Source organism: Silvibacterium dinghuense (assembly GCF_004123295.1).
Classification (GTDB): Bacteria; Acidobacteriota; Terriglobia; order Terriglobales; family Acidobacteriaceae; genus Silvibacterium; species Silvibacterium dinghuense.
In genome coordinates, this window is the sequence record NZ_SDMK01000003.1 from 362071 (window position 1) to 377325 (window position 15255).

The window sequence follows — 15255 nt, forward strand, 5'->3', positions numbered from 1 at the left end:
GTCTGCTCCAGCATAAATCCCCTTGAGAGAATCAGTTCCCATGCCCGGCAGGCTGCAGAGCTGCCTCCTTCGGCATCTCTTCCCGCTGCCATAAACCTATTCTGCCTCCATTGCGCAAATTTCTCTCTGAAATGACAAACGCGTCATACGAACCGTCGACCGCAAGGTCTCTTCTGCGCTCAGACGGCACGAAAACGTGAGCCTGAAGACGCGCTTTCCGCCGACACGGTCTTGACGCCGCCCACCCTCAGCCGCGATGCTGAAAGCCGGGCGGTGGAGTTCGCCTATTCCCAACCGTGGGCTTCCTGTTTCGAGCCGAAGCGCGCCAATGACTCCTGCACTCAGCGCGTCTTACGCGCCAGCGACAGGAGGCGGCATTGAAATTTCTGTGGATTGCCATTGGCGGCGCACTCGGGTCGATCGCACGCTATCTGGTCGGGCTCTGGATTTACGAGCGCATGGGCACGCGCTTCCCTTACGGCACTTTCCTCATCAACATCACCGGCTGCTTCATCATCGGCTTCGTGCTCACCTTCCTCGACGCGCGCATGAGCCTCTCGCCGACGTGGAGGCTTATCATCCCCGTGGGCTTTGTCGGCGCCTACACCACCTTCTCCACCTTTGAATACGAGACCCTGCGCCTGGCGCAACACGGACAGGCCGGGACAGCCCTGCTCTACATCGCGAGCAGCGTCATTCTGGGCTATGCCGGGGTCTGGTTCGGGCAGGCTGTGGCGAGAGGCATGGCATAGCGCGTCAGGAAGTCGGACGCGCATTGCGCGTCCAGCAGCCAGTCACAAGAGCGGCCAGCCCGGAAGATATCCTTGCTGACTGTTTTGCGCCTGACTGCCAGCCGCTTTATCCCTGGCGGCGAAGCCGCCCTCTACTTCTTCAGTTCTTTCTCTGCCGACTCGACGGTCTGCGCGATGAGCGTGGCGATGGTCATGGGACCGACGCCGCCGGGTACCGGCGTATACGCCGCGCAACGCTCGATCACCGGGCCCAGCTCGATGTCACCGACGCCGCCGGGATGGTAGCCGGCATCGACCACCACCGCACCGTCGCGTATCCAGTCAGCTTTGATGAATTCCGGCTTGCCGACCGCGCCGACGACGATCTCCGCGCGCTTGATGATTTCGGGCAGGTTCTTCGTCCGCGAGTGGCAGATGGTCACGGTCGCGTTCGCGCCGAGGAGCATCATGGCCATGGGCTTGCCAAGGATCGGGCTGCGGCCAACAACAACGGCTTCCTTGCCTTCGATAGCGATGTTGTAGCGCTTGAGCAGGCGCATGATGCCGGCGGGTGTAGCCGAGCCATAAGCGGGCTCATCCATAGCCATGCGGCCGAAGCCCTGGCTGGTGACACCGTCCACATCCTTGTCGATCGCGATGCGATCGAAGCAGGCACGCTCGTCGATCTGGTGCGGTACCGGGTGCTGCAGCAGGATGCCGCGCACGCGAGGATTCGCATTGAGATCGTCAATGGTTGCCAGCAGCTGCTCGGTCGTCGTCTCTTCCAGAAGCGCAATCGAGAGCGACTCCATGCCCACGCGGCGGCAGGCATTGCCCTTCATCTTTACGTACGTTGCCGAAGCGGGATCGGCACCCACGAGAATGGTCGCCAGGATCGGCGGCTCGCTCCCCGTCTGCTCTTTCCAACGCTCCACCCGCGCCAGCAGCTCGCCTTCGAGCTCCTTGGCGTACGCCTTGCCATCTAACACCAGTCCAGCCATGTCTCTAGTGTAACGGCCCGGCACCGCTATGGGCTTTAATCGATCGCGGCGTTCAGCTGGTGGCGCACGTCGGCGCCGCGAATCCAGAAGATCACGTCGGTGGCGATGTTGGTGGCGTGGTCGGCGATGCGCTCGAGGCTGCGCGACATCATGATGGTCTGCAGCGCCTGCTCGGCTACCTCGGGCTGCTTCTGGATCATCTGCGTGAGCCCGGCGCGCGCCACGCGGTTCATCTGGTCGATCTCGTCGTCCATGTCGCGCACCGACTCGGCTACCTGGCAATCGCCTTCGAGCAGCGACTGGATCGAGGCACGGATCATGCGCCCGGCGTAGTCCCCCATGTTCTCGATATCCACCGGCAGCACGACCGCGGGGATGTCGAGCATCTCCTTCGTCCGGATCGCGATGCTCATGGCCTGATCGCCAATCCGTTCCAGATCGCCATTGATCTTGATGACGGCGAGGATGAAGCGCAGATCGATCGCCATCGGCTGCTCCTTGGCCAGAAGCTCGTAGGCCATCTCATCGACCTCGCGCTGCGCCGCATTGATTGCCGTCTCGTTCTCGCGCACGTACTGGCAGATGCCCTCATCGCGCTGCACATAGGCGTCTACCGCCGACTCCACGGCCTGCTGCGCCAGCGCAGCCATGGCGAGAAGCTTATCTTTCAGCTCTGCAAGCTGCTGATGAAAATGAATCCGTGGCAAATCGATCTCTCCAACTTGCATTGTGCCTGATGCGATGTAAAAGATTTGCAAAATATTCCACTTGCGGTTCCGGAAACGGAGCTGAAGGCGAAAGGAAGCGCCTGCAATCCAATCTGGAGCTCACCCGCAAAGCAACTCCTCAGCCTGATGAGCAGCTTCATAGATCTGGTCAAAGCTCTCAACCGCATAGAGCACCTTCTGCATTTCCGAGACCAGGAACTGCTGGCCGAGTACTTGCTCGAGGTTGAAGTCGCGGATCTGCGGCCCATGGCCTGTCTTCGACCCCTCGATCACATATTCAGATTCGCCGTGCGACGAGATAAGCCCGCTGCCATAGAGCCGGATCTCGCCCTGCTGGCGGATGACGCCGAACTCCACGGTGAACCAGAAGAGCCGGCCCATCCGCTCCAGTTTTTCCTTATCCGTGAGCGCCGCGCAGACCTTGCCGTATTGCTGGAGGAAATCGGCGAAGACCGGATGCGCGTGCATGGGCACATGACCGAAGACATCGTGGAAGATGTCCGGCTCGGGAGTGTATTCCATGGCATCGCGCGCACGCAGCCAGGTGGTTGTCGGGAACTGGCGCGCGGCCAGCATCTCGAAGAAGGCGTCGGGCGGCAGAAAGCCGCTGACCGGCGTGGCCTGCCAGCCCGTACGCGGCCTGAGCCGGGTATTCACGGCCTTGAGGTCGGGGATCGTGTCCTCGCGGAGGCCGATCTGCTCAAAGCCGGCAAGGTACTCGGCGCAGGCATGCTCACGCAGCTGCGGCATCCGGCGACGGACCAGCTCGGCCCATACCGCATGCTGCTCTGCCGTATAGGCGGCCCAATCCTGTTCGATCAGGTAGGACTCGGCGGCGGAAAAATGGGTATCGGCTTGAGGATTCATCATCATTGGACTCCGGCAAAACTCATAAGGCTTGCACCGGGGCCTATGCCCTGTCAATGCGGCGATGAAATTGCGGTAACGCCGAATCTTTGTGCCGCCAAACCCGATCCAATCCATCGGTTTCATCGGCCAGACCGGCCCCGATTCCCGCAACGAACTCCTTCAAGGAGCAGATTTGAAGATCACCGGAATTCCCATGCAACAGGCCCCTACCGTCTACCGGCGAAAGCTTGGAGATACTGTCATTACGCTGCTCAACGATGGCTTTGAGGATTACTCCTTCGACATCGTTCACCACATCACCCGCCCTGAAGCCGAACACCTGCTGCGCGCAGCAGGACTGCCACCAATTGCCCGCATGCCGGTACACGCTTTCCTTATCCAGGATGGCCGGCATACGACGCTGGTCGACTCCGGCGATGCGAACTGCATGGGCACCGGCGGCTATCTTTTGTCCGCGCTGCGCGTAGCCGGAGTCGCCCCCGCGGAGATTGACACGGTGCTGGTCACCCATGCCCACACCGATCACATCGGCGGCCTCCTTGCGCCGGATGGCGCCCGGGTCTTTCCGCGAGCCGAGGTCGTTCTGCATGAGGAGGAGTTCCGGTTCTGGAGCGACGATGCGAACTTCGGACCGGAGCGGCAGCGTATGCTTCCGGTCCGCGCGCTTGCGCTCCGCGTCTTCGAGATCTATCGCTCTTCCCTGCGAACCGTCACAGGAGGCGAAGTGCTGCCCGGCATCGTCCTCGAGCCGTTGCCCGGACATACTCCCGGACACAGCGGATATAGGGTCACATCCAAGGGCGAGAGCGTGCTGATCTGGGGCGATATCGTGCACCTGGCGGATATCCAGATTCCCAGACCGGAGGCAACGCTGGTCTTCGATGTGGATGCGCCGCTGGCTGAGGCAACTCGCAGACGAGTTCTGGAGCGAGCCGCATCGGAGAACCTGCTCATCGCCGGCATGCACCTGCAATTTCCCGGATTCCTCCGCATTGTCCGGGACGACAGTAGCTTTGCGCTCCGTCCTGAACGCTGGTCGCCGGCGCTCGACTGACCCTGGCATAGAAGTGCACGGAAGATGAAGGTTTACCACTGACCTGTCATCCCAACCGAAGCGAGACGCTCTTGTCTCACGTAGTGGAGGGGCCTGCTGTCCAGTCTGCGCCAGTGAAAACCGCAGGTTCCTCCACTACGCTCCCCCACCCCAGCACGCCAGACGCAGGCGCGCCGGGAGCCCGGTACGCTCCGGTCGGAATGACAAGGTAAGAAGAGTGCTTCGGTTGAAATAACAAAGTCAGAAGAGCGCTCCGGTCGAAATGACAGTGCTTTGCATGAGCTATCTGTGAATACACCCCAGGAGCGGGGTGAGTCCTCGCGCCGTGTCCGAACATCTTTATTAAGGACTACGGGCCTCTGCCCGCCTGAGAAACTTATGACCCAGACCTCCCGGCTCGCCGGCACTCCTCTTTCGATTCTCGATCTTGCCCATGTGCGCCAGGGCAGCACGGCTGCCGAAGCTTATGCGAACTCGGTGACCCTTGCCCGCCATGCAGAGAAGCTGGGGTACAAGCGCTTCTGGCTGGCCGAGCACCACAACATCTCCGGCGTGGCCTCGGCGGCGACGGCGCTGCTGATTGGACAGGTGGCAACGGCGACCAGCGCGATCCGGGTGGGATCGGGCGGGATCATGCTGCCCAACCACTCGCCGTACATCATTGCCGAGCAGTTTGGCACCCTGGAGACACTGTTCTCGGGACGCATCGATCTGGGCCTGGGCCGCGCGCCGGGCGGCGACTATGCCGTGGCACGGGCTATGCGCAAGGACTTCCGCCCGAATGGCGAAGACTTCCCCGCCCTGCTCGAAGAGTTGCGTGGCTATCTTGCGCCGGCCAAGCCAGGGCAGCCGGTGACGGCCTATCCCGGAGCGGGGACAAATGTGCCGATCTGGCTGCTCGGCTCCAGCGGCTTCAATGCGGCACTGGCCGGCGAGCTGGGGCTGCCGTTTGCCTTTGCCGCACACTTCCAGCCCGACAATTTATTGCCGGCGCTTGAGCTCTACCGGCGCAGCTTCCGGCCCTCGGCGATGCTCGACCGTCCGTACGCGATGGCTGGCATTCCGGTAATTGCAGCGGAGACGGATGAAGAGGCCGAATACCTGGCAACCACGCCGCAGCAGATGTTCCTCAACCTGATCCGCAACCATCCGGGGCCACTGGTGCCTCCGGTGCGCAGCCTCGACTGGAACGCCATCGAGCAGCAGACGGTAGAGGCGAAGTTCCGAGCCGCAGTGGTCGGCTCGCCGGAGACAATCCGCCGCAAGCTGGAGCTGTTCCTCGACCGGACGCAGGTGGATGAGCTGATCGTTGCAACGAATCCTTATGACTTCCAGGCGCGGCTGCGGTCCTACGAGATTCTGGCAGAGGTAGCCGGACTGGCGCAGCATGCGGATGAGATACAGCCAGATATTCCGCTGGAAGCCAGACAGGCCGTCACGCGCTGACGCACTGCGCTATTCCCATATGGGGAGCTGTCCCCATATGGGACGCCCGCGGCTAAGTTTGCCGGAGAATCATTTCCAGACCGCTCTGACGCAGCGGTATTCTTTCGTTGCCGAAACAGACGAAGGTGATTACTCTACGTGGTCTCGACGTGGAGGCTCGATCACCGATGCTCCTGTCCTACGGCTCGAAACTGATGGAGATTCTTCGGCCCGATCTGCCACGCAGCGCTGGCCTGCTCTTCACTGCGAGCCGGTTTCCTCCTCTTGCGCTTCGCTGGTGCGCCACAGGGATACTCTGCTTCACCGCCGGATACTACGGTCTGTGGCTCGGCCAGTCCCCCGCCGAGGCCGATATCCTGTGGCCCGCGAACGGCATCCTGCTTGCCATCCTGCTCAGTTCTCCTCGGGCCATATGGCCTGGCTACCTCCTCGCAGGCTTCTTCGCCAGCATCTTTTCCCATCGGGCTTTCCATTACTCATGGGCGCTCGCCGTGCTCTTCTCCGTCGCCAACACTGCGGAGATACTCTTCGCGGGCCTGCTCCTTTACCGGCATGCGGACGGCACTCCAGACGGCCATGCGGTTCCGGATATCACGCAGTGGAAGACACTGCGCCGCTTCTTTCTTTACGGCATCGTGCTTGCGCCGCTCACTTCGGTCGTTATTGTCCAATTCTTCTGTTCGCTGGGAGGCGATCCGTTCAGCCTGCTCGGATTGTGGAACTGGTATTCCGGAGATGCGCTGGGCATCGCCATCATGACGCCTCTGGTCATGGCACTCCAACCTTCCGATCTGGCCGCGCTCTTCCTCTCCGAGCGTCGCATGGAGAGCTGCCTGCTGCTCTTTGCCCTTCTAGCGCTGAGCATTCCGGTCTTCTGGCTATGGCGATATCCGATGGCATTTATTCTTCTGCCGCCGTTGCTGCTGGTCACCTTCCGGCTTCGCATCGCAGGGGGCGCGATCGGCATTTTTCTTATCACCATTGTCGCCACCATTGGCACCCTGAAGCTCCGCGGCCCCTTCACGCTTCTCCACCAGGGCTCACTCATCCACAGCATTGCCGTGCTGCAGGTTTATCTCTGCGCCCTGCTGCTCATCGTTTACTCCGTCTCCGCCGCGCTCAGCCAGCGCGACCGCCTGCAGGAGGAGATTACACGGGCCTACCGCCAGGCCAACGAGCTTGCCGCTCATGACCACACCACCGGCATCCCCAACCGCCGCGCCTTCGACCTCGAACTGCAACGCGAGTGGCACCGCGCCGTGCGCGAGCAGGGCAGCATTTCGCTGCTCATGATCGATATCGATCACTTCAAGGCCTATAACGACTACTACGGCCACATCGCCGGCGACCAGTGCCTGGCCGCCGTTGCCGCGCTTCTTTCCCGCTCCATGATGCGCAGCAGCGACTTCGTCGCCCGCTACGGCGGCGAGGAGTTCGCCGTCCTGCTCCCCGGCTCGCACGGCGAAGGCACGGCGATCATCGCCAGCCTCTTCCACCAGGCGGTCCGCAACGCCGCCATCCCCCATGGGCAGAGCCCTTTGACGGTGATCACGGTCAGCATCGGGGTCGCCACGCTTCATCCTGTCCGTACGATGCACCACTCGGAGCTGATCCTGGCCGCGGACACGGCGCTTTACCAGGCCAAGCGGGAAGGCCGGAACCGGGTGGTCATCCACCGCACGGCCGAATCACCCAATCGTGGGCAAGGATGAAGATTCTGCATGCTTTAGGGTGTATTCACTGATAGAAGCATTGGAAATAAACACTTAGCACTGCCTTGTCATCCCGACCGGAGCGAAGCGACGTGGAGAGACCTGCGGTTTCTGCTGCGCGCAGGGCGAATCTGCCTGCGGCCCCCGCTTCCGCTGGTCGCGAGCTGGAGCATTGCGGGGTTAAACAGAACCGCAGCTTTCTCCACTCCGCAGGCCCAGAAATCGGCCCTGCTCCGGTCGAAATGACAGTTCTCTCTTGAGCTATGGGCGGACACCGCCTGGCGCGCATTTTGACAGGAAACGCATCTATCCTCGGTATGCTTCCAGACAACGGCTTCCCGCCGCCGGTCATCGTAGTTTCTCGGAGGAAAGAACGAATCATGAATCTCAAAAAATTTGCCATCCCCACGCTGGCACTGACCCTGGCCGCCCCATGCGTCCTGTTTGCCCAGGGTCCCCCACCACCGCCCCCGCCGGGATACGCGCAGGGCGGCTGGGATGCGCCCCCGTCGGCGTACAGCGAATTCCAGCGCAAGGGCTTCCGCGACGGCATCGAGGGCGCTCGGCGCGACTTCGAGAACCATCGGCCGCCAACCCCGGAAAACCGCGATGAATACCGGCATCCGGATGTGCCGGGCCGCTTCCGCCACGACTACCGCGATGCCTTCCGAGCCGGTTACCACGTAGGCTGGCAGCACATTATGCAAGGGCGCTGATCGCCTGAGCGGACCGGGCGGCGAACCAGCCGCCCCGGCTTTCTCCCACTTCGGCCACAGATGTTTTGATCATGGCAACGCTCCTGCTACGATCAATGTTTCCCATGGCTGACGCAAAGCTCCAAATCATACCGCTGGGCGGACTCGGCGAATTCGGCATGAACTGCCTCGCCCTCCGCTACAAAGACGACATTCTCGTCATCGACGCCGGCCTCATGTTCCCGGAAACGGAACTTCTCGGCGTGGATATTGTCGTCCCCGACATCTCCTATCTTGTTGAGAATCGCGAACTTGTCCGCGGCATCGTGCTCACCCACGGTCACGAGGACCATATTGGCGGCCTGCCCTGGATTCTCTCCGAGCTGAACGTCCCGGTCTACGCGACCGAATTTACCCTGGCCTATGTCGAGGGCAAGCTCGACGAGCACAAGATGCTCGACGACACGGAGCTGATCGAGATTCTGCCGGGGGTGAAGTTTACCCTCGGGCCGTTCACGGTCGAGCCGATCCGCGTGACCCACAGCCTGGTCGATTGCGTGGCCCTGGCCATCGACACGCCTGTCGGCGTGGTGGTGCATACCGGTGACTTCAAGATCGACTTCTCGCCGCCGGACGGCAAGGCCATCGACCTGCACAAGTTCGCCGAGTACGGCAAGCGCGGCATCCTGGCCCTGCTGCAGGACTCGACCAACGTCGACCGTCCGGGCTATACGCCGGGCGAGTGGAGCGTGCGTCCGCGCCTGGACGAGATCTTCTCGCGCACCAAGCGCAAGCTCTTCTTCAGCTGCTTCTCATCTTCGATCTATCGCATCCGCATCGCGCTCGAACTGGCGCAGCAGCATGGCCGTAAGGTCGCGATCCTGGGACGCTCCATGGTCGAATCGTCGGAGATTGCGCAGGACCTCGGCTACATCGATGTCCCGCAGGGGCTGATCATCCACCCGGGGCAGATCAACGACCACGCGCCGGAAAACGTGATGGTGCTCATCAGCGGTACGCAGGGCGAACCGATGAGCGCGCTGAGCCGCGCCTCAGTCGATAACCACAAGCATGCGCGCATCCAGCCGGGCGACACGGTGCTGCTCAGCTCGCGCGTGATTCCGGGCAACGAGAAGAGCATTGGCCGCGTGATCGATCATCTCTGCCGCCGCGACGCGCAGGTGATCTACGACGACGGCTCGCACGGGCTGATCCACGTGAGCGGCCACGCCAGCCAGGAAGAACAGCGGTTGATGATCAACCTGTTGCGTCCCAAGTTCTTTATCCCGGTGCACGGCGATTACCGCAACCTGAAGAAGCACGCCGAACTGGCGAAGAACACCGGCGTGGTGAAGGAAGCGATCGTCATCGAGGACGGCGACGTACTGGAGCTGGACGGCGAAAGCGCGGTACGCAGCGGCAAGGTGACCGCCGGCCGCATCTGCATCGACTCGGGCTCGACGGCCGACGTGGTGCAGGACATTGTGATTCGCGACCGCCGTCATCTTTCCGAAGACGGCTTCGTGCTGCCGATTCTCACCATCAACAAGCTCACCGGCCTGGTCGAACGTCAGCCGGAGCTGGTGACTCGCGGCTTTGTGAGCGGCGAAACCGGCCTGATGGAAGCAGCACGGGAAGTGGTGATCAAGACGCTCGAGAATTCGACTGCCGAGGAGAAAGCCGACTACGGCGTGATCAAGGAAAAGATCCGGATCGACCTGAAGCGGTATATCCAGAAGAACACCAGTCGCCGGCCGCTGATCATGCCGGTGATTCTGGAGATCTAAAGTTCGAACATATCTTTGAGGGCACGTGATGAAAGCAATCCTGCGGTCTCTCGCTCTTACCTTTGCCGGCAGCCTTTGTGCTGCCGGTTTTGCTTTGGCCCAAACCGCGGTTACAGCGCCGCAGAGCACGGCGCCGGTCTGTGCGCCGACCGGCACTCTCACTCAATTTGTAGACGCGCTGGATGCGGCCGTCAGCGGGCCCGCGAATGGCGACCGCAGCTGCCTGCGTGCTCTCGCTCTGCCCGGCGCCCAGCTGATTCCGCTGGCCAAGGATGCCTCCGACAACTGGCAGCCGCACCCGCTGACTGTCGAGGACTGGATTACGCGTGTGGCACAACGCGGCCCTGCACCTTTCTACGAGGTACAGGTGCGCTACTCGGTGAAGGAATACGGGCAGATCGCACAGATCTGGAGCCTGTACGAGATTCGCGAGACGCCGACGGGCAAGGCAACCCTCCGCGGCATCAATGCCATTCAGGCCATCCGGACCGCGGACGGCTGGAAGCTTTCGCATATCGACTGGAAAGCCGAGTCGGCGGGAGACCCGATTCCGGCGGATGCGATGCCGGCTGGGAAGTAGGCACTCAACCCTGCTGGTGCGCCTTCATGTATTCGCGCAGCACCGCATTGATGCGGCTCTGGTAGCGGCTGCCGGTCTCCTTGAAGAAGGTGACAATGTCCGCATCGAGGCGCAAGGTGATCTGCTGCTTGTTCTCGGCCGGGATCAGCGCGCCTGGACGCGTCCATAACTTCCCTGCCTGCGAGGGAATGTCGCTATAGTCGATGTCATCGTCGGTCATGGCTTCGAGACGGGAGCGTTCCTCGGGGGTAAACCGCGCAGGGTTCTTCGGATCAGGACGATAGACGGTGTAGCCAGTAGGATTCTCTTTCATGAGCATTTGCCTTTCGCGCTGAGATGATGCGCCATCTGTCTCCGCGAAGCGTATAAACCACTACCAGAACGGTTTGATCGGCCCATCCAATCACAAGCCATCGGGTCTCGCCGTAAGCATCGCTGTCATCAATCATTTCGATCCGGGCCGGATCGGCGAAAACCTCCACAGCTACGGGAAAAGGTACTCCGTGCTTATGCAGGTTTCGCAGGGCCTTTTCCGTATCCCATTCATATTCCCGAACGTAATCCACATCGCATGGTGACACAGCCTCACCACAATTGTAGCTACAAATGTCATAACCCGCTAGCCTCACAAAACTTCGGTCACTTTCCGCCGGCCTATGATGGAACATATGGCCAGCGCTACTTCCACCACCTCGCTCGTCACCCTCGACACGTTTCGCGCAGCACAGGAACGCATCCGCGGCGTGGCTGTACATACGCCGCTCATTCCCTTCTCCTTGCCCGGCGGGAGCAGCATCTCGGCGTGGCTGAAAGACGAATCGAAGCAGCCGATCAAGAGCTTTAAACTGCGTGGAGCCTATAACAAAATTGCGCAGCTCAGCGACGAGGAGCGGCGGCGCGGCGTCATCACCTACTCGAGCGGCAACCATGCGCAGGGCGTGGCCTATGCTGCGCGCGCGGTGGGGGCGAAAGCGGTGATCGTGATGCCCTCGAATGCTCCCGAAATCAAGAAACAGGCCACGCTGGCGCTGGGCGCAGAAATTGTGACTGTTGGCCCATCGAGCTCCGATCGCAAGATCAAGGCCGAAGAGCTGGAACGCGAGCACGGCTATGTCATGATTCCGCCTTACGACCATCCGGCGATCATTGCCGGGCAGGGCACAGTCGGGCTGGAGATTCTCGCGGATATTCCCGACGTCGATCTCGTGCTTGCGCCGGTCAGCGGCGGCGGCCTCTTGAGCGGCACAGCGGCGGCCATCAAGCATCTGCGGCCTGAGGTGCGCGTGCTGGGCATCGAGCCTGCGCTGGCTGCCGATGCCGAGGAGAGCTTCCGCGGGGGCTCGCTGGTGAGCTGGCCTGCGGAGATGACGACGCGCACCATTGCCGACGGACTGCGCACGCAGAGCCTCGGCGACCTGAACTTTCTCCACGTCCGCGCCTTCGTGGATGACATTGTCACTGTCACCGAAGATGAGATTCGCGAGGCCATGCGCACGATCGTGCGCTCGACGCCGATTGTCCCCGAGCCCAGCGGCGCGGTGACCGCGGCGGCGCTGCTCTTCCACCAGGACAAGCTGCTACCGGCAGTAAAAGCCGTAGCTGTGATGAGCGGTGGGAATGTGGAGCCTGAGATTTTGAAGCAGGTGATGGAAAGCTGAGGGCGAGCGAGTGGGACGCGCTTTGCGCGTCCAGCAGCCAGTCATAAAAACGACCAGTGGGGAACCTATCCCTGCCGGCCGCTTTTATGGCTGGCTGCTCACTGCTTTATCCCTAAAAATATGCGCTGACTTGCTCCTTCCCTTGTGGCATACACTGTTGCCGAGATGCGCTCGCTGCGAACTGTCCTCGCTCCTCTTCCGCTTGCTCTACTTCTGCTTGCCAGTGTCCCGGTACTGGCGCAAAAGCGGCCGCCACGCATCGAGATGCCGAAGAACGGCACGATGGCCACGATCATCCGTGTCGGCAATCTTTATGCGCAGGCCGATGAGTCCTCGGACCGCACCGGCGAGGTCACTCCCGGCCGCGAGCTGGTGATCGTCGAGCGCAGCGGCAAGTGGCTGCGCGTCTTTGCCAACGTCGACGCGCCTGAATCACGCGCCGCCGATCAGCCTACCCTGGAGAATCCTGAAGAGGTGCAGCCGATCTCCGGCTGGATGCTCGACAAGGGCGTCATCGATATTCACACCCCGCACGGCGATCAGATCCTCTTCGGCGAAGGTGTCTCGGCGGAAAACGCCGCCGCCGAACCGCATCCGCCGCCACGCGCCGCGCAGGATGCACGCCTGCTCTATCGCCGCGTGGTCGAAATGTTCCCTGAATCCCCCATCACGCCGGAAGCCATGTGGCGTGCGGCCGACATCCGCTGGCAGCTGGAGAAGGCCGATGCGGCCACGCTGCCCTCGGCGCACGAGAAGGAATCCTATCTGCGAGAACAGATGGACGAAGACGAGATGAAGAAGATCGAGAAGTACTTCCCGCATACGAAATGGGCGGACTTCGCGGCGTGGGATCTGATCGAAAACCAGCTCTGCGGCGACTGGCAGGGATCGGAGAAGTGTCCGGAGAAGGAAGCGAATCTCTACATGAAATACGCCGACGAGCATCCGGACTCGCCGCGAGCTCCGCAGGCGCTTTATCTGGCGGCTTGGCGCATGGCCTCGGCCGGAGATATGTGGGCCGCCGACGGCAACGACGATCGCGCAAAGGAAGACCGCGGCCGCACCATGGGCATCACCGACCACCTGCAGCAGAAATATCCGCAGTCGGAATACTCGGCACGCGCCGCGGACCTCGCCTACAAGATCCAGCAGGGTATTCCGGTGTATGGGAGCGACCGGGAGTAGAGCGCGTCTCCGGCAAGACGCAGTGCCAAGGAAAAGGCCCGGTCACTGGAAGACCAGTAACCGGACCCGGGTCGTGCAGAACCTGCGATACACCTCTATTGCAGCGCGAAACCCACAACAACCACGTTGCGATTCGTGGGAAGGGTAAGGTTTTTGACGGTCTTACTGCTGTTCAACGCGAAGGTATAGCCATAGAGGTAGAAGGTCCGATCATCCTGGCCTCCGTTGCTGGTATCGCGGTAGGTCATGATCCTGGCTTCGGACTCGCCACTATACGTCTGCGGGGTGAACCAGTCGCTCAGGCTCTGCGTAAAGGTGGTGCTTGTTCCATCGGTGTAATTGACGATGAAGGTCTGCGATGCCTGATCTCCATTTACGCCGGTGGCCAGCAGATTCAGCGTCTTGTATTCGCCTGAGGTCAACGGAATGGTCGTGCTGGTCCAGGCGTTCGCGCTGTTCGCAGATCCAGGGGTGAAGGTACTTCCGTTCCAGCTCACCGAGGTTCCCAACTGCTCCGAGGAATAGGCATAGCCGTTACCGTCCAGCCCGCCGGTGGTGAACGAAGTCCCATCCGTATAGATACCGCTCACGTTGTAGGCTCCGGTGCTGTTCGTCGTGTTGCCCACTGCTGCGTTAATCGCATTGGCATACTGCGACGCGGTGTTCTGCCCGGCGATATCGTCATAAAGCCACAAGAAGCCACCCAGAATGTCGCACTGGGAATGCCAGCTGCTCATCGTGCTCTGCACCTGGCTCGGGGTATCATCCTGATCCCAAAGCCCGGGAAAGACCGGCACACTGCCGAAATTCCATCCGGAGCACGGATTGTTCCCGGCGCCGCCTGAATAGGCCTGCAGGTGAACACCATCCACGGTTCCCGTCAGTTGCGTGTTGATCTGAGAAACCACATTTGTCCAGTAACTGCTGTTGTCATACGCATCCGGCATCACGTGATAGCCGAGGTTTCCCAGCATGACCCCGAATGCAACGGTTGAGGACGTGTCCTGGTTGTTCTCATCATCGAAATCGATGGCATCGAGCGAAGGAATGGCAGCTTTCAATGCCTGGAAGTCTTTGTAGAGAATGCTGCTCGAGCCAGTTCCCTGCGCGTTGACCAGGGCCTCGATGTCCTGCCAGTCTCCAACATTGGAAGACCCGATGCTGAAGGTGATTCTCTTTACCGTGCCTTGTTTCAGCGTCGCCAGCGTAGAGGCAAAATTCGGATATGTCTGATTGCCGACATAAACGCCGTTCGATGTCAGCGGAAACTCGCCGTTGAAGTTCAGATCACCTGTGGAGCTGACCTCGATGCTCCAGACGATCACCTCTGTAAAGCCGGAATTCTCCAGCTCGGAGATGGTGGTCGTGGAGTTCTTGTATATCGGGCCGCCGCCGAAGATTCCCGTGTAGCCCGTCTGGGCCGAGGCGACGATGGAGGAGCATGTGATCCCTGCGAACAGAACGAACAGCAAAACCGCGCGGTACAACTGCCACGAACGTCCGAAACGAAGTCGCGTCATATGTGGAGCTCCAGGTTTTGGCATGGGGGTGGGGGTGGACGGCAGAATCAGCCGTGGACTTCTGCCGGCAGTGGAATCGTTACCACTCGCGCGCCATTCTTAGGGAGCTCTTCTCGCACTGTCAACAAATTTTTGAGGCGAAACTACGAATGCGCTTCATCCCGCTGAAAAACCTTTCCCGCTCACTGCATGGCTTCCTTGCCCGCCTCACCGGTAGCCATCTCGGTTCCCGAGCTGCCTTTTTCCCTTCCTCTTCGCCCTGATATGAAACAATGGTCTTGCTCTGGG

At 61.1% G+C, this 15255-nt stretch carries 15 protein-coding genes; 9 read left to right on the plus strand and 6 right to left on the minus strand.

Translation table 11 applies throughout. The features are described from left to right. The first annotated feature begins 377 nt into the window (after nucleotides 1-377). Nucleotides 378-752: a fluoride efflux transporter CrcB gene (crcB, locus tag ESZ00_RS15540; protein ID WP_129209219.1), complete on the plus strand. Its 375-nt coding sequence runs from the start codon at nucleotides 378-380 to the stop codon at nucleotides 750-752. 131 nt (nucleotides 753-883) lie between these two features. Here the strand turns inward: crcB and folD are convergent, their stop codons facing one another. The 3 genes from folD to ESZ00_RS15555 all read right to left on the minus strand — a co-directional run bounded on the left by folD (nucleotide 884) and on the right by ESZ00_RS15555 (nucleotide 3330). Continuing rightward, nucleotides 884-1732 (minus strand): bifunctional methylenetetrahydrofolate dehydrogenase/methenyltetrahydrofolate cyclohydrolase FolD, encoded by an 849-nt coding sequence (folD, locus tag ESZ00_RS15545; protein WP_129209220.1) that lies wholly within the window; start codon nucleotides 1730-1732, stop codon nucleotides 884-886. 35 nt (nucleotides 1733-1767) lie between these two features. Further along, nucleotides 1768-2439 carry a phosphate signaling complex protein PhoU gene (gene phoU, locus ESZ00_RS15550; protein ID WP_129209221.1) on the minus strand — a complete coding sequence of 224 codons (672 nt, stop codon included), beginning with the start codon at nucleotides 2437-2439 and terminating at the stop codon, nucleotides 1768-1770. Between the two features lie 120 nt (nucleotides 2440-2559). Continuing rightward, a complete protein-coding gene (locus ESZ00_RS15555; protein WP_129209389.1) occupies nucleotides 2560-3330 on the minus strand; it encodes a phenylalanine 4-monooxygenase in 771 nt (256 codons plus the stop codon). A 172-nt stretch (nucleotides 3331-3502) separates the two neighbouring features. On the opposite strand from ESZ00_RS15555, the gene ESZ00_RS15560 reads away from it, so the two are divergent. From ESZ00_RS15560 to ESZ00_RS15585, 6 genes are all read left to right on the plus strand, one after another. Beyond that, nucleotides 3503-4384, plus strand: a complete 882-nt coding sequence (locus ESZ00_RS15560; RefSeq protein ID WP_204520221.1) for an MBL fold metallo-hydrolase — start codon at nucleotides 3503-3505, stop codon at nucleotides 4382-4384. A 378-nt stretch (nucleotides 4385-4762) separates the two neighbouring features. After that, nucleotides 4763-5830, plus strand: a complete 1068-nt coding sequence (locus ESZ00_RS15565; protein WP_129209222.1) for an LLM class flavin-dependent oxidoreductase — start codon at nucleotides 4763-4765, stop codon at nucleotides 5828-5830. A 167-nt stretch (nucleotides 5831-5997) separates the two neighbouring features. After that, nucleotides 5998-7542 carry a GGDEF domain-containing protein gene (locus ESZ00_RS15570; protein ID WP_129209223.1) on the plus strand — a complete coding sequence of 515 codons (1545 nt, stop codon included), beginning with the start codon at nucleotides 5998-6000 and terminating at the stop codon, nucleotides 7540-7542. Between the two features lie 380 nt (nucleotides 7543-7922). Beyond that, on the plus strand, nucleotides 7923-8258 hold the full coding sequence (locus ESZ00_RS15575) for a hypothetical protein (RefSeq protein WP_129209224.1): 336 nt from the start codon (nucleotides 7923-7925) through the stop codon (nucleotides 8256-8258). A 104-nt stretch (nucleotides 8259-8362) separates the two neighbouring features. Next, a complete protein-coding gene (locus ESZ00_RS15580; RefSeq protein WP_129209225.1) occupies nucleotides 8363-10024 on the plus strand; it encodes a ribonuclease J in 1662 nt (553 codons plus the stop codon). 25 nt (nucleotides 10025-10049) lie between these two features. Then, a complete protein-coding gene (locus ESZ00_RS15585; protein WP_129209226.1) occupies nucleotides 10050-10604 on the plus strand; it encodes a hypothetical protein in 555 nt (184 codons plus the stop codon). A 4-nt stretch (nucleotides 10605-10608) separates the two neighbouring features. Here ESZ00_RS15585 and ESZ00_RS15590 read toward each other — a convergent pair whose 3' ends face one another. Beyond that, nucleotides 10609-10917, minus strand: a complete 309-nt coding sequence (locus tag ESZ00_RS15590; RefSeq protein ID WP_204520222.1) for a BrnA antitoxin family protein — start codon at nucleotides 10915-10917, stop codon at nucleotides 10609-10611. After that, nucleotides 10877-11359, minus strand: a complete 483-nt coding sequence (locus tag ESZ00_RS20505) for a BrnT family toxin (protein ID WP_420852856.1) — start codon at nucleotides 11357-11359, stop codon at nucleotides 10877-10879. The genes ESZ00_RS15590 and ESZ00_RS20505 overlap by 41 nt, the downstream gene beginning before the upstream one ends. On the opposite strand from ESZ00_RS20505, the gene ESZ00_RS15600 reads away from it, so the two are divergent. Continuing rightward, entirely contained in the window at nucleotides 11273-12262 is a 990-nt protein-coding gene (locus tag ESZ00_RS15600) for a threonine ammonia-lyase (RefSeq protein ID WP_129209228.1), read from the plus strand. The genes ESZ00_RS20505 and ESZ00_RS15600 overlap by 87 nt on opposite strands. Before the next feature lie 165 nt (nucleotides 12263-12427). After that, the gene (locus tag ESZ00_RS15605; protein ID WP_129209229.1) at nucleotides 12428-13447 is read left to right on the plus strand and encodes a tetratricopeptide repeat protein; all 1020 of its coding nucleotides are present in this window, start codon (nucleotides 12428-12430) and stop codon (nucleotides 13445-13447) included. Nucleotides 13448-13542: 95 nt separating this feature from the next. Here ESZ00_RS15605 and ESZ00_RS15610 read toward each other — a convergent pair whose 3' ends face one another. Next, nucleotides 13543-14967, minus strand: a complete 1425-nt coding sequence (locus tag ESZ00_RS15610; RefSeq protein ID WP_129209230.1) for a hypothetical protein — start codon at nucleotides 14965-14967, stop codon at nucleotides 13543-13545. Nucleotides 14968-15255: the final 288 nt, after the last annotated feature.